Annotated in this window: 19 protein-coding genes; 5 read left to right on the top strand and 14 right to left on the bottom strand. The window is 36.0% G+C overall.

All coding sequences use genetic code 11. The annotated features are described in order from the left end of the window. Positions 1–936 precede the first annotated feature (936 nt). The 7 genes from DV872_RS24810 to DV872_RS24780 all read right to left on the bottom strand — a co-directional run bounded on the left by DV872_RS24810 (position 937) and on the right by DV872_RS24780 (position 5233). On the bottom strand, positions 937–1296 hold the full coding sequence (locus DV872_RS24810; RefSeq protein ID WP_114632665.1) for a hypothetical protein: 360 nt from the start codon (positions 1294–1296) through the stop codon (positions 937–939). Positions 1297–1302: 6 nt separating this feature from the next. Then, the gene (locus DV872_RS24805; RefSeq protein ID WP_114632664.1) at positions 1303–1698 is read right to left on the bottom strand and encodes a hypothetical protein; all 396 of its coding nucleotides are present in this window, start codon (positions 1696–1698) and stop codon (positions 1303–1305) included. Positions 1699–1975: 277 nt separating this feature from the next. Then, the gene (locus DV872_RS24800) at positions 1976–2158 is read right to left on the bottom strand and encodes a hypothetical protein (protein WP_114632663.1); all 183 of its coding nucleotides are present in this window, start codon (positions 2156–2158) and stop codon (positions 1976–1978) included. Between the two features lie 11 nt (positions 2159–2169). Continuing rightward, positions 2170–2670: a hypothetical protein gene (locus DV872_RS24795; RefSeq protein WP_114632662.1), complete on the bottom strand. Its 501-nt coding sequence runs from the start codon at positions 2668–2670 to the stop codon at positions 2170–2172. Between the two features lie 714 nt (positions 2671–3384). Further along, entirely contained in the window at positions 3385–4209 is an 825-nt protein-coding gene (locus DV872_RS24790) for a replication protein RepA (protein ID WP_114632661.1), read from the bottom strand. 39 nt (positions 4210–4248) lie between these two features. Continuing rightward, complete coding sequence (locus tag DV872_RS24785) at positions 4249–4482, bottom strand: hypothetical protein (RefSeq protein ID WP_114632660.1); 234 nt, start codon at positions 4480–4482, stop codon at positions 4249–4251. A gap of 1 nt (position 4483) precedes the next feature. Next, the gene (locus DV872_RS24780) at positions 4484–5233 is read right to left on the bottom strand and encodes a ParA family protein (RefSeq protein ID WP_114632659.1); all 750 of its coding nucleotides are present in this window, start codon (positions 5231–5233) and stop codon (positions 4484–4486) included. A gap of 211 nt (positions 5234–5444) precedes the next feature. Between DV872_RS24780 and DV872_RS24775 the strand changes: the two genes are divergently transcribed. Next, the gene (locus DV872_RS24775) at positions 5445–5732 is read left to right on the top strand and encodes a BrnT family toxin (protein WP_114632658.1); all 288 of its coding nucleotides are present in this window, start codon (positions 5445–5447) and stop codon (positions 5730–5732) included. Between the two features lie 3 nt (positions 5733–5735). Next, positions 5736–5945 carry a BrnA antitoxin family protein gene (locus DV872_RS24770; protein ID WP_114632657.1) on the top strand — a complete coding sequence of 70 codons (210 nt, stop codon included), beginning with the start codon at positions 5736–5738 and terminating at the stop codon, positions 5943–5945. 32 nt (positions 5946–5977) lie between these two features. Here the strand turns inward: DV872_RS24770 and DV872_RS24765 are convergent, their stop codons facing one another. From DV872_RS24765 to DV872_RS24745, 5 genes are all read right to left on the bottom strand, one after another. Continuing rightward, positions 5978–6622 carry an HD-GYP domain-containing protein gene (locus tag DV872_RS24765; protein WP_114632656.1) on the bottom strand — a complete coding sequence of 215 codons (645 nt, stop codon included), beginning with the start codon at positions 6620–6622 and terminating at the stop codon, positions 5978–5980. Between the two features lie 277 nt (positions 6623–6899). Beyond that, a complete protein-coding gene (locus DV872_RS24760) occupies positions 6900–7607 on the bottom strand; it encodes an ABC transporter ATP-binding protein (protein WP_158547175.1) in 708 nt (235 codons plus the stop codon). Positions 7608–7615: 8 nt separating this feature from the next. Continuing rightward, on the bottom strand, positions 7616–8353 hold the full coding sequence (locus tag DV872_RS24755) for an ABC transporter permease (protein WP_233516451.1): 738 nt from the start codon (positions 8351–8353) through the stop codon (positions 7616–7618). A 40-nt stretch (positions 8354–8393) separates the two neighbouring features. Next, positions 8394–9005, bottom strand: a complete 612-nt coding sequence (locus DV872_RS24750; RefSeq protein WP_114632654.1) for a hypothetical protein — start codon at positions 9003–9005, stop codon at positions 8394–8396. Then, positions 8995–9957 (bottom strand): ABC transporter substrate-binding protein, encoded by a 963-nt coding sequence (locus DV872_RS24745; protein ID WP_114632653.1) that lies wholly within the window; start codon positions 9955–9957, stop codon positions 8995–8997. Before DV872_RS24745 ends, DV872_RS24750 begins: the two co-directional genes overlap by 11 nt. A gap of 264 nt (positions 9958–10221) precedes the next feature. Here DV872_RS24745 and DV872_RS24740 point away from each other — a divergent pair, with 264 nt between their 5' ends. Beyond that, a complete protein-coding gene (locus DV872_RS24740) occupies positions 10222–11355 on the top strand; it encodes a GGDEF domain-containing protein (RefSeq protein ID WP_114632652.1) in 1134 nt (377 codons plus the stop codon). Between the two features lie 267 nt (positions 11356–11622). Here the strand turns inward: DV872_RS24740 and DV872_RS24735 are convergent, their stop codons facing one another. Continuing rightward, the gene (locus DV872_RS24735) at positions 11623–11841 is read right to left on the bottom strand and encodes a DUF6429 family protein (RefSeq protein WP_114632651.1); all 219 of its coding nucleotides are present in this window, start codon (positions 11839–11841) and stop codon (positions 11623–11625) included. A 107-nt stretch (positions 11842–11948) separates the two neighbouring features. Here DV872_RS24735 and DV872_RS24730 point away from each other — a divergent pair, with 107 nt between their 5' ends. Next, complete coding sequence (locus tag DV872_RS24730) at positions 11949–12164, top strand: hypothetical protein (protein WP_114632650.1); 216 nt, start codon at positions 11949–11951, stop codon at positions 12162–12164. A 732-nt stretch (positions 12165–12896) separates the two neighbouring features. Further along, positions 12897–13052, top strand: coding sequence for a hypothetical protein (locus DV872_RS26730; RefSeq protein ID WP_158547174.1), 156 nt, complete (start codon positions 12897–12899; stop codon positions 13050–13052). Positions 13053–13056: 4 nt separating this feature from the next. Here DV872_RS26730 and DV872_RS27050 read toward each other — a convergent pair. After that, positions 13057–13436 (bottom strand): hypothetical protein (locus DV872_RS27050; protein WP_216664449.1); only part of this gene is annotated, 380 nt, incomplete at its 5' end.

Below are 13436 nucleotides of genomic sequence, written 5' to 3'. Positions count from 1 at the left end.
AGGAATATTTCATTCCGGAGTCTGGGCTAAAACTGTCCGTTTATTCCCGGAATTGCTGTCCGGTAAAACCCGGAATGAGTGTCCGGTTATGTCCGGAATAGGTGTCCGGTATCATCCGGATTCCGCAATAATCGCTCAACTTCCATGATAACTTTCAACTTCATACATACGCCTCTTTAAAAAATAACAATCAAACATTGTACTTTCTCAACCAAAATTATTCAATAATGAACGCATGGTTGCATTATGACACTATGCTCATCCAGTTAAAAAGTGCCACGAGGCACTTTTTAACTGGGGTGTCTTGTTTTCTGTTTTTTCACTGAATCTGGTATGATGGGAGAAGTTATTGAAAATATGAAGGAACTATAGATATGATTCTTTTTCTTATACTATCTCCATTGATTGTTGGGTGGGGAATATATCTCTTTAAGGTAATACCCTTTTGTGAATCAAAGGGCTTTGTTAGTGAGAGTTTCTGGTCTCATGACAGGTTCCTGGATAAAACAGGATTTTATATTGAGCATTCAGAGAATAAATATTTTAACTATGGGAGAGCGGCTCAAGTACTCCAAGTTCTAACGATCATAGTAGTGATCATCATCTGGATAGTTTAATAAAGGCAGATTCATCAAGAATCGCTCTGCTGAAGAGGAGTAAGCCTCATGGACTCTTATACCTTCGACCGTTCAGAAAATGCAGCCAGAGGCCAGCATTGAAGCCAAAAAAAGGGTACAGCATAAAGCGGTACCCTAATAATGCTCCTGGGAGTGGAAAAGCCCCGATCATAAGGCTCCACCTCATTTCCTTTCACATCGTCAGATCTTTAAATATAATACGCCGGATCCGTAATTTCAGGGCTTTCTCTGTTAAGTAAACAAAAGTGTGGTTGTAGACAGAATAGAACTTTATCGGAAGCGGTTTTCAGGGGTGGTGTTAAGTATTTCTATTGAATGCTGTATAGCTATCAGTCATTCCTTTTTGAGTTGACGACATAATGCTTGTTGTGGTTGTAATAGTATCAGCTCTAGAAGTAATCTCATTTATGATTGTATCAAAGTCCTCGACTTCCTTGCTAGCCAAAAAAGCATGGATTCCAAATCCGAATGATACGCACAACGCCCCCAAATTTATATATAAGAAAAATCCTGTCGCTGCAAAAAGATTAATTCCTGTAGGAATCGCGATTCCCAAACAAAACAGGAATACATCAAAATCGTTGTTCTTTGCAGCTCGTGTTAATTTGGGAAGTTCATCTCCTGTTAGGTAGTACACCTTATGAGTCAACTCTGCCATAGCAACTTATTCCGCTCTTACAGCATAGATGTTTAATCGATCGATAATTTTTCCAGAAATAATTACCTGTAGTTCATAAGTCCCTAATGTTGAGAAATTAACATTATTCATATTGAAGATAAGATTTATTGTTGATGGAATGTGTGTTTCTTTAATTTTAGTGATGTTGATATCTCCCTCAAGTGGTGGTACCACATCTTTTTTTTCAGGAGTTAGAAATTTTAGAGTGAAATGATGATCTCCTACTTCATCATGTTCAAAAAGTATTCTTAGAGAAATACTCATCACTGGATGTATCGCAGGGATCTGTTTCATTTGTATAGTATCAAATGCCCCTAAAATATTTAGCTTGCCAAATGAATCAGTTGCTGCATCTGACGTAAGGAAAGATAGTACCTTCATAAGAAAACCTCTATTTGATAATTCATACTTATTACTATCACACTGTAATAATTTAAAGTCTATATGCGTCTTAAAAAATATATAATCTGAGTGAAAAACAGAAATTCGTTTATCAGTGCTTTTGAAATAATTGTGAATAATGATAACTTTTTTAGGAATCAACCAAAAGGGTGATGTTTCTAAAATTTTATTAAATAAAATGATTTATTGAGATTTATCTTCTTAAGGTTATTTGCAACCAGATATTGTTCAAATTTCAGTATTATATTTGTACAACCTAATCATCAGAAGGAGGTGGACTCTCCCTATCCAAAGGTGCTTCAGCAGGTCTAGGTTGCTTTCCATCATTTATAGATTTTTCTGACCGATCATTTTGGATCCGTTGATTCCATCCATCTTGATGTGGAACTTTTCGCTGTGGTTGTTGTTTTGGTGGCCTTTGATTTTTATCTTCTGACATAATGACTCCTTCTATTTAAAATTTATAAATACAAAAACAATTAGTAAGATATTCCCGGTAGCATAAAGGCTCATAGTTATAATACTGAGTTCTTTAACAACTTCAGAAAAAATATTATTGGATTTACCTTTACGGCGAGCTTCTGTTGAAGTGACAACTTCTGATTTTCCATCAATTCTATCTTTCATTCTTTGATATTCAACATCATGTAGTTTTATCTGTGTTTCAAAAGCTTTCACTCCTACTAAGAAAGCAATGAGAGATAATAAGATACAGAGTGCAAATGCAGCCCAAGCTAAAGGTAATAAAACTGGATTTTTTATTACCTTAGGTAAGAAGCTGTCGACAAATGCAAAGCTGATACCAAAAGATCCAGAAGCTAGTGTAATTAAGTATTTATCATATTGATTCGTCTGAGAACGATATGATGCTTTGTAATCATCGCGAACCTTTATATACCATTGATAAAGCTCAGCTTGTTTTTCTTTTGTAGTCTTCTTATTCTCTGGCATATATTCAAAATACACCTAGAGTGTTATATCCTCAAGTAGAATAAATAAACAACAAACTAATAGCAAAGAAATCAGCAGCTATCGAGTGTCCATTTTAAAGTTACTTTTCTTCTCAACGAAATTTTAAGCTATCTCTGAGAAACAAAATTGTCCTAATTTTCTACTTTATTCATCCGCCGCATTGCCACACCAGTAGTGCAACTCCCTATACTTCACAGAGAAAAATATCCTGATGCATATCCGCACAGAATCTGATATACATCAGGATATTTAAAAAACAATATATAATCAGGATAGTATTGAAGTTAATATAACCCCCTACTATCCGTCAGAGGGTCGACAGAAGGTCGGTTATCGGCAGTCCTGATGTGATGATGAATGAGATGACTGTTTATTGAAATCAACCAAAAGTATGAAATTTATATAAATTTCTAATGTTGTTAGAAACTATGCACAAGTTAAAAATCTTACTACTACTTGTTTATAATTACATGTAATACATGTATTCCTTTATAAGGGGTTATAACTTTTATGCGTAGATTTATAACTTCTATGCGTAAAAGTCACAATATATTATAACTTTTATGCGTTAATAACTTTTTTTATCCACAATCCTGAACTGTTCTCAAAGGTAGTACTATACCACCTATACCACCATATAGGTGGTATAGTATTAACGCATAAAAGTTATAACATTACAGTTTGAGATCTACCCTAAGTGATCAATCTGCCTTCATTTTTAATTGATAAAGGTGATGGGTATAAACGAATACCTTCATTTTCTACACTTATTTTTGCTTCATGATAACTTCTTTGTGTCACATCATACAAAGCCTTTTTGAAGCGTTCTCGAAATCTTGGCTTCGCCGTAGGAGTTATATTTTCTCCAAATTGTGTATATAGGTGATCCCATTTAACTAATGCTGGTTTTCTTAGAGTATACATTCTTCTTACTAACCAACTATATACATCCTGCTCAAGAGGATTCATTGATGTATAACAGTCAAGATCAATTGGAGTTGAATGTTTTTCAATTAGTTCATAGAAGCGATCAGATAAAAGAATTCTATTCTCAAAAAGAAAATTTTGAAGCTCATGCCCCTCGCCCTGTGAATTAGACCAATAAAGTTCTAATTCATCAGCAATCCCAACATTTATAGATTTTATGCCCTGAATATTACCATCCGATAAATTGTTGTCAAAGCTCATATATGTATGTCCAATACGGTTCATTTGATTAGTAATTCTTGTTATTGAACCTGATTTCCCCCCTGTAACAGATTGCCCAACAGATTTTAATACTTCTCCAACTCTTCCTATTGCTAATTCTTTGTTACCTGTACGCAAAGCTTCGGTAATTAGAAGTGTTAGGCTTATTCTTCCCCATTTACCGAAAGGGATTCCTTTAGAAGATGTAAGAATCATTGATGAATTCCCAGTTTCTCTTGACCACTCATTGTCTTTCGGGTCTCTAACTGGAAGTGGGCAAAAAATAAAAGGGACAGGGACAAAGGAAATATTCTTGTTTTTATCGCTCATATTGGCTCTCTGATCAATCTTTTTAGTTGAAATGAGGAGTTATTCAACATTCTCTTTAAGATACTTATGAAGGGCATATCTGATCCCTTGCCCTATTTTCATTCCCAGGTCTTCGGAAAAATGTTTTCTCAATGCTTCATATTCAGTGTTTTTCATCTGAAATGTTCTCGTTTTCATGTTCTCTTGTACTGGTTGAGGTGAAGGTTTTCGAATCCCTCTTGATTCAAAATCCTTTGCAATTACTTCACTAACAGGTTTTCTACGCGTTGCCATCTTATCGAACTCCCATAAGATCAGTTACAAGCCTATTATATTCTTCTAAGTTTTTATTCTCATTATCATATTCTGATAAAGACATACGGTTTAGTACTGCATCACTTATTCCAGTACTTTGACCAATAACATAAGTTTGATAGTCTAACTTCTCTAATTCTTCTAATATACCTCTGTGACTTGAATATGATTTATTAAGTCTGTTTATTACTAAACGGTCTGCTTTAAAATTCCCACGCATTTTTTTCCGTATTTTCTGCAGCTCATTCTCTGCGATTTCAATACCATCAAGAGAGAAGAACTCTGAAGCAATAACAGGTATTATTTCATCCATAACAGAAAGAATAGATCTCTCTAATAAAGACATTCCAGGAGAAAGATCAAAGATAACTGCGTCATACCCTAGCTCTTTAATCTGATCAAGTAGATCATGAAAAGCATACATTTCTCCTGATAGTTTGGTCTCCGACCATTCCTTTAGTTCTCCATCGATTGCAATAGTCCCCAGAATATCAAGATTACTAATACCTGCGATTGGTTGGATAGCTTGCTTTAAAGGGATCTTTTCTTGCAGAACATCTGCTAGATCATAACTAATTCCTTCAGGACAATACCAACTGGTCAAATTTCCCTGAGGATCTCCATCAACCATTAAAACACGACTACTCTTAGCCATTTCAAAACCTATATTACCAGTCGTGGTAGTTTTCCCTGTTCCACCTTTTTGTACATGGAAAGCTATTTTAATCATAACTGCTGTCCTTTTCTGTTTAATAAACTTATATCAGAATAATATAACACTCATTTAATTTAGAATCAACTATTATTTAATAGTTATATAAGTCTTAATTGACACTTATATAATAAAACTAGATTTGGAATAGACAGAAAAGGGGTTATCAGAAGCTCTAAAAGAAGAAAGCAGTATTGCAAAACGAATACTTTGTGCATACAATAAAGTTATGGATCACATATCTTTTGACTGGGATGAAAAGAAAAATAACACTAATCAGAAAAAACATAAAATTGGTTTTGCGGAAGCCCAAACATGCTTCTATGACCCTAACGCTTTAGTTATTCATGATCCAGACCATTCTGAAAATGAGGATCGATTCATTTTCAGAATGGGCTTGTCAAAATCTCTGCGGATACTAGTTGTTTGTCATTGTTATCGAGAACCAGGAGAAACAGTCAGAATTATATCTGCACGAAAAGCAACAACTACAGAAAGCCAATCATATGGAGGGTGAAAAATGAGAGATAATTATGATTTTAGTAATGCGGTTAATAATCCCTATGCGGAAAAACTGAAACAGAAAATTAGCATTCGTCTTGACCAGGGGACAGTAGAATACTTCAAAGATCTTGCAAATGAGACAGGATTGAAATATCAGCAATTAATTAATCTATATCTTACAGACTGTGCAAAATCTCATAAGAAGATCTCTATTGATTGGAAGTAATTCCAAAAGGGAAAAGATATTGTTTCTATATTCTAATAATGTAAAGACTTCTTTTTGCTAGCAACTCTCTGGATAATCTCATTATTAGCTTCTTCGAGAATTATAGGGATATCATCTTTTAAATCCAAAAATGAATCACATATTTCTGGACAAAGTTGAGTTCCAGAGGAAGCCTTAATCTCTTCATATGCCCAATCATAGCTTCTTTCTTTGCTGTAAGTCCGGTGGCTCGTAATTGCATCAAATGTATCGGCAACAGCTATAATTCTAGCACCAAAAGGAATATCCTTCCCACTTAAACCACTTGGATATCCCTTTCCATCCCATCGTTCGTGATGATGACGTACATAAAGTGCAATTTCTTTCAGGTTTTCAATACCATAGACAATCTCATATCCTATTTCCGAATGGCCTTTCATTTTTTCATATTCGACATTCGTAAGTTTACCCGTCTTGTTAAGTATATAATCAGGAATTCCAATTTTTCCAATATCATGGAGGTGTGCTGCCATATGAATGGACTCTTTGTATTCATTGGGAACATTCATCTCTCTGGAAATGGCCTCACTAAGAGCAGAGACTCTCCAAGAATGTTCGAAGGTATAGGGATCTCGTGTATTAAGGATAACAATAATTGTTTCCACAAGATCATGGATTGAGTAACTAGGAGTAAACATTTTTTTAATCGACCTTACTTAAATTATTTTTAAATTACCATATTTTATAAAATATGATTTTTTGTATATCAATAGGATGATAATGTTATCAGAAGTAGATTTAAGTTATTTTAAATATTATTTATTGGCAACGAAGTAATCATTATTTATATGAATATCTCTCAATAAATGAATTACTGCTTCATACTTACTAATGTTTGTCGAAAAACCCTTATCATACTAAGTTTCAGTTGAATAGATATCAGTTGTTTGTGTTTCAAGATCGTCAGTTTCTTTTCTAGATCTTCCTGAACCCAAGTAATTTGTGGATCTGATGAGAAATCTCATCATGGTTTTTACCATTGCTTTGAACTACTCCGGTAATTTGACCCAACTTCATAACACAAACTTTGTCCGCAAGAAAAATGGCCTCAGAAATATCATGAGTAATAAATAGAACAGTATTACCCATTTTTTGTTGTATTGCTTTTAACTCAAACTGTAGTTTCTCTCTACTTAATGCGTCTAGGGCAGAAAAAGGTTCGTCCATTAGCAGGAATCCTTTCTTCTGACAAAGAGCTCTGGCCAGACTGATTCTCTGAGCCATTCCGCCTGAGAGTTCCCGAGGATAACTGTTCTTCCATTCATTTAACTGTACCAAGCCTAAGGCTTCATCGACCCTCTCATCTCTTTTTGTCTTATCTAAGGGTGGATATTGAGTTCTTTTTAGGGAAAGGAGCAGGTTTTCCTCTACTGTCTTCCAGGGAAGAAGCCTGGAGTCTTGAAAAACTACCCCGGCTCTGACTCCATCTGGTATTGTGTGTATTTCACCCTCATCAGGTTCTAATAAACCAGCCAATATTCTTAGAAGGGTTGTTTTCCCGCATCCGCTGTCTCCAACAAGAGCTGTGATTTTGCCAGGAGGAAGTTCAAGGCTAACAGAATTAACAGCTTTGATTTTGTTACCCTTTAAATCATACTCTTTGGTCAAATTTTTCAAGGCCAATCGAGGTGCTACCATCTTTGTCCCTCCTCAAGGTTTTTCCAGGGTATCCAGTTATTAAACATCCTCATGAGAAAGTGATCTAGGATAATACCGCAGATACCTAGGGTTATAATTCCAACAAAGACACGGTCTATTCGTCCCATTTCCTGAGAATCCAATATCAAATATCCAACCCCCGAAGCAGCAGCAATCATCTCTGCGCCCATGAGGGCCCGCCAACTATAGCTGATACCCAGTTGTATTCCAGTTAGAATCGACGGCAGGGCAGAGGGAATCAGTATGTTTTTCAAGTAGTCTGATTTTTTAAGTTGGATAGAGTCGGACAGTTCCTTCCAGCATTCATCCACATTCTCAAGTCCACTTAGTACATTCAGGAAAATTGGGAAAAATGAAGCCATAACAATTATAGCCGTTTTAGAGGCTTCTCCGATACCAAACCAGAGGATTAGAAGAGGTATTGCTGATAGAGGAGGGATCGATCGAAGGAATTCCAATGACCCCTTAAGAAGGTTCTTTAACCATCCTAGGAAATGAATGAGAATGCTTAATGGAAAGGCTATACTCATTGTAAGGGCAAACCCGCACAATACCCGCTTTAAGCTTACTCCCAGATGCTTTAGCAATTCTCCTCGTATAAGCAGGCTCCATGCTGCATTCAATACTTTTAAGGGCGATGGTAGCAGGTACGGGTGGACCCATTCCCAGTAGGATGCTGCTGTCCATAAAAGTAATATAAGACTGGGCATCAGCAATTTTACTGCTGATGCCCTTAGAAAAGGGACCATTTTATTTGTGGAGATCTGCATAGTCTTTTAGCCCGTACCATTGGGGTTTCCCCTTGGGGGCGAGAGAACGGGAAGGAATGGATTCTGTCATAAATAAGTCTTCTTCGTAGTTGAGGATGGATTGTGCTTTCTCCCACTTGTAGGACATATAATCCTTGTATTCCTTCTCGTTTAATTCCCTATTTTGACAGGAGCTTACCTGATGACGGAATTCATCATCAAAATGCCCTGGTACAGGTAGGAAACTTTTGCGGGAATTTTTGATTTGCACTTCAAAATAGAATCGTCCGATATAAGCTATTGGGGCTTCTTGGGGTCCAGAATGAGGGTTCACTTCAAGACGATGGGCAGCCAGACTTGGAAGCCTTGTTATTAATTCAATACACTCCAGTATCCCCCTGCCGGGGAAAGCAGTTAATACGCCTATTTCATCACGTCTGGGTGTTTCTGTGGGGCTGAGTTCTCGAAATGCCTGTTCAAAAATCCGGTAGGCAAGGGCAGTGGCTATCACCTGAGTGGGTCCGCAGTATCCGTAAAGCTGATCCCAAGTGATAGATACTGTATCCCTCTGATCTTTAAGGATGAGAGGGATATTTAGAAATTTATTGAACATCCAGTAACTCGCTTATCAGGTCGTGAGGAGTCACTGCGCCCTCTATCATACCTAAGTCTTGAAGGAATAGGATATCCTTGAGGAGGCCTTCTTCATCTGCCTTTACGAAGTTGTTGGCAATACCGCTACGTTTGTAAAGGTCTAGAGCATAGTCGGGGGAAAGATCTTGCTGAGCTGCTCCTATGGCTAGGGATTCATCCTGGCTGTTTATAATGAAGTCGTAGGCCTGACTCTGTATTTTTTTATATCTTGTAATAACACCAGGGTGGGCTTCAACGAAAGATCGGGGAGATACACTGACAAGAAGAGGCTGTACATATCCCTCGCTGGTAGTCAGAACCTGTCCGCCCGCATCCTGAGTTTTTAGAACCAGAGCTCCTGCCAAAAGGGCTGCATCAACTTTTCCTGCCAAAAGGGCTGTCTGTGCCTGGGGTAGTCCCATTGAAACAAGTTTGACATCGTGAAGTCCTTCTTTTTGAATTACCGATTCCAAAAGCTGGTGTAGTACTGTTCCTTTTGGACCTGCAACAGTTTTTCCACTCAGATCTTTCACATTTAAGGGCCCATTTTCTCCTGTCATTATTGTAAATGTATCTATAGGACGACTGACCGCATCAATAATATCCACATTGTTACCAGCTGCATTGGCAATGGTTACAGATGCAGTATTCATAACAGATGCTATGTCCAGAGATCCAGCAGCCATGGCTTCGGCCTGTTTGGCTCCGGAAGTAATTTCGTGCCATTTGATAGTTATTTTATCAGGAGCAAATTCCTTTTCTAAAAGCTCCTTCTCTTTCATAACCATTACCTGCAGATTAAAAGGAGATTTTACATAAGAAATATTGATCTCTTTTAAAGGAGTAGTCTCCTCTTTTTGGCCTCCAGCAAACAGGTACAGGGGCATCAGTATTAGTGATGTGAGTATAAATTTAAATCCATTGCGTTTCATAATTACCTCTTAGTTCTATGTTTTTTTGTTAATCTATGTTAACCATATAAAGTTATTTGTCAATAACAATATATGCCAAGACTAGTTTTATTAAGTAGGGCTAACCGCAAAGGGATTATGTATCTCAAAGAGAGATGAACACCCATATATTTCTTCTCCTCTCTCTTTGGTAGAAAAAACATATAGGTGTTCTAAAATTAGTGATATATATTTTAGTATTTATGGAGCTTTATATATAAAGAAGTCTTCTTCTAAAGGATAATAATGGAAATTTCATTTTTAAATGACATGAAGAAAGAGCACAATGAAATTGATAATAATTGGTTAAACCTGCATTACCAGGGAACGATTGTTGTTGTTTTGCTTGTCTTTGTTCTTGAATGTCTTATTGGGATCATTCTGTACTATACAGATGAGATAAACACAACGATACCACTGTATCTAATGAAGTTCCTTATTATACCAAGTTCTGTAAATGTATTATGCTTATTTATAGAATTTAAAGTAATGCGTTCAAACCGAATATCTCAGGAAACAAAAAAAACTACTGTTTCTTTATCTCTAGTCTTCATTTTCTTTGTTGTTTATATGGTTCATAGTGCGTTTCTTTCTCTATATTTTATATTCTCTCTTTCTATTCTATTGACGACAATTTATGGTAATTATAGGTTAACAACCCTTACAGCTATATTATCATTGATGTCTATTATCTCTTCAGATTTAATATTTCTGTGGGATGAGGACAAAATAAGTGTTTTAGATAATGGTATAAATTTCAGTAATTTCCTGATCTCATTATTTATCCTAATATCCTTTTATTTCGTAAGTTTAGTTGTCATTTCTTTCGAAAAAGAAAGAAATGTAGCCTTTCTAAAAAAGGAGAGAGAGAAAACTAAGCTAATAGAGTTCTCTCAAATAGATGAATTGACAGGACTTAACAATCGCGTTGCGTTTAGGAATGCAATGGAGGATATGGAGAATGATTCTTGTAATAATAAGTATATTTTTGTAATGATAGATCTTGACAATTTCAAACTCCTTAATGATAATTTTGGACATCTTGAAGGAGATCATTGTCTTCTCTTGTTTAGTTCAATTCTAAAAATGAATTGTAATGGTGGCATCCCATTCCGTTATGGTGGTGATGAATTTAGTATTATGTTTAAAAACACCACGATGAAGCAAGTCATAACTTATTGTGAGGGAATTCAAAATGAATTTACTTCGAATGATCAGATTGTCAAATCGAACTTGCCTCTCAGTGTAAGTTTTGGAGTCTCAATCTATAAATGCGGAACGGCGCCCTCAAAACTGATTAAGAATTCAGATACCGCACTGTACCAGTCAAAAAGGACTAAAAATAAAATTACAATTTTCAATGCCTCGTGTATCAAATAATTTCAATACATGCTTCATTCTCTCAGGATAATCCAAATTCAGAAAGTTCTCTATTAAGGTCGTTCCTTTACAGTCGAGTTCATTATTGTTGCTCTCATAGTTGATTCTACTTTTGAGAATAATTTAGGGTATGAACTTCTTAATTGACATGCACTGTTATTAAAGTCATACTTTCTTAAAGTAGACTGAACAGATAATTATCAGCAGTTATATCCAGAATGCTCCATGTTCATCTCTATCGATAAGAGAAAGAACATCCACCAGGGACTATTTTGAAAATAGATCATCAAATAATTCCTTGGCTCTCAATAATCCTGCCTCCGTGAATACAACAGATTTTGATTTTCCAACAGGATCAAGTATGAATCCTTTTTCATATAATCTATTCAGTATATCCCAATCAAGTTGTTTCCATGCTCGAAACTCATCATGTAGTGTTATTGATAATAGGGCGAGAGCTGCATTATCAATTTTTTCTTTATCCATAAAAAAACTCCACAATATGGCAATCAGAGGTGATTATATCATATTCCCTCTTGCGTTACTAATAACGAAATGATAAAATGTTACTAGTAACGAACAAAGGGAAGTTTATGGCAAAGACATCAGCAGAGAGACAAAGAGAGTATAGGGATAAACTGAAAAAAGAAGGGAAACGTCAGATGCTTGTTACCATTACAAATGATGACTGGGATCTAGGATTTAAGGCCGGTAAGGAAAGCGCACCGTCTAAGGCTCCATCAGATGCAGATGGGATGTCCTGGTATTCCGGGTACATCGAAGGCAAGGCAGCCAGGGGAAAAGACTGATCCCCTCTAAATAGACAGAAACGCCATTATAAGAAGTCTCTACGTTTAACGTTTAGTGTACTTATCTTACTCTTCCTCAGGTTTATCAAATCCTTTAATTATCCATATTGTTGCTTTTATCAAAACGAAAGAACCAACACAGAACAGATAATAAACGGTCATTAGACCCATTAGCTCTGTGTTACAATGTAATACAGAGCTAAATAGTTATGTTATATAAAGTTAAGAATACCGAGATATTTATTACAATTTTTAAACTTCATCCGTAATACATATAAAATCATATCATGTAATCACTTATAGCCCTCCCGTAATACAATAATCATTGAGTAATACAATTAAACATATATATAATAAGGAATTAGGGGCAGTTGTAATACGCTATTTATCTTGCTTTCTATTTTCCTCATAATGAAATAGAAGAAATCCTTTAGGTTTCGCCTCATATCAAGAGGAAAATACAGAGGGCGCAGCCGAAGATGCATAGCATCTGATCTTAGAAAGGGTTCTAAGGGAAAAGTGCTTCCCCTTAGATCAACACAAAGAAAAATTGCCGAAAGCCTGGGAGTTTCCTAGAACCACAATCCAGTATTACCTAAAAGTGGACGAAGTATGAGTCCTTTATATAATACTGGCGAAGCCTACTTCTTTTTTTTTAAAAAAAATAAAGATCTTTGAAGCAGCAGATCCAGACGATCTTTATTACTCCTATCAAATCAATAGGAGACTTATATGACCAAAGCCGAATACAGAGAAGAATTATTGAGACTGAATCAAGTAATAAATCATTACAGGAATCACCTGGGTCTATTCTATGAGACCATTCAGTATCAGAATGAGATATTATCCAGGATCAAATTAGAATCAAAGAATCCTACAAAATTATAGGTAATTATGAGGGAATTCCATAGATATCCTGATTTTCAGGATTTGGGTCTTTAATATCTTTGAAGTAATTAAGAGTAAATAGACCTTCTAAAGCATCCTGAAAATCGGGCCCTTCCAAGCATGTCTCAACCTTATATGGTGTTTCTCCACTGTATATGTTCTTAAGCTCCTCACCATCAAATTGAAATATACAGTACCTCTCTGGCAGATTTAAATCATCTCGATATATACCCATAATATTTCTGCTCTGTAATAATTGCGGATTCCGGCGAAAACGGACAGCCCTACCGGGAATAAACGGACACCTCCTGGAACCAGGAAAATCCTCAAAGATATTATTGTAGGGTGTCCGTTTATTGTCAATCAATTGAATACATTTTCTTC

It is taken from the genome of Oceanispirochaeta sp. M1 (assembly GCF_003346715.1).
Classification (GTDB): Bacteria; Spirochaetota; Spirochaetia; order DSM-2461; family DSM-2461; genus Oceanispirochaeta.
Note: the sequence above shows the minus strand (reverse complement) of the source record. Positions and strands in the feature narration are given on the sequence as shown.

Bases quoted from the DNA above. Each gene is read 5' to 3' on its own strand.
- DV872_RS24810 (WP_114632665.1), bottom strand. From the start codon at position 1,296: ATGGCAGAGTTGACTCATAAGGTGTACTACCTAACAGGAGATGAACTT.
- DV872_RS24805 (WP_114632664.1), bottom strand. From the start codon at position 1,698: ATGAAGGTACTATCTTTCCTTACGTCAGATGCAGCAACTGATTCATTT.
- DV872_RS24800 (WP_114632663.1), bottom strand. From the start codon at position 2,158: ATGTCAGAAGATAAAAATCAAAGGCCACCAAAACAACAACCACAGCGA.
- DV872_RS24795 (WP_114632662.1), bottom strand. From the start codon at position 2,670: ATGCCAGAGAATAAGAAGACTACAAAAGAAAAACAAGCTGAGCTTTAT.
- DV872_RS24790 (WP_114632661.1), bottom strand. From the start codon at position 4,209: ATGAGCGATAAAAACAAGAATATTTCCTTTGTCCCTGTCCCTTTTATT.
- DV872_RS24785 (WP_114632660.1), bottom strand. From the start codon at position 4,482: ATGGCAACGCGTAGAAAACCTGTTAGTGAAGTAATTGCAAAGGATTTT.
- DV872_RS24780 (WP_114632659.1), bottom strand. From the start codon at position 5,233: ATGATTAAAATAGCTTTCCATGTACAAAAAGGTGGAACAGGGAAAACT.
- DV872_RS24775 (WP_114632658.1), top strand. From the start codon at position 5,445: ATGGATCACATATCTTTTGACTGGGATGAAAAGAAAAATAACACTAAT.
- DV872_RS24770 (WP_114632657.1), top strand. From the start codon at position 5,736: ATGAGAGATAATTATGATTTTAGTAATGCGGTTAATAATCCCTATGCG.
- DV872_RS24765 (WP_114632656.1), bottom strand. From the start codon at position 6,622: ATGTTTACTCCTAGTTACTCAATCCATGATCTTGTGGAAACAATTATT.
- DV872_RS24755 (WP_233516451.1), bottom strand. From the start codon at position 8,353: ATGCCCAGTCTTATATTACTTTTATGGACAGCAGCATCCTACTGGGAA.
- DV872_RS24750 (WP_114632654.1), bottom strand. From the start codon at position 9,005: ATGTTCAATAAATTTCTAAATATCCCTCTCATCCTTAAAGATCAGAGG.
- DV872_RS24745 (WP_114632653.1), bottom strand. From the start codon at position 9,957: ATGAAACGCAATGGATTTAAATTTATACTCACATCACTAATACTGATG.
- DV872_RS24740 (WP_114632652.1), top strand. From the start codon at position 10,222: ATGGAAATTTCATTTTTAAATGACATGAAGAAAGAGCACAATGAAATT.
- DV872_RS24735 (WP_114632651.1), bottom strand. From the start codon at position 11,841: ATGGATAAAGAAAAAATTGATAATGCAGCTCTCGCCCTATTATCAATA.
- DV872_RS24730 (WP_114632650.1), top strand. From the start codon at position 11,949: ATGGCAAAGACATCAGCAGAGAGACAAAGAGAGTATAGGGATAAACTG.
- DV872_RS26730 (WP_158547174.1), top strand. From the start codon at position 12,897: ATGACCAAAGCCGAATACAGAGAAGAATTATTGAGACTGAATCAAGTA.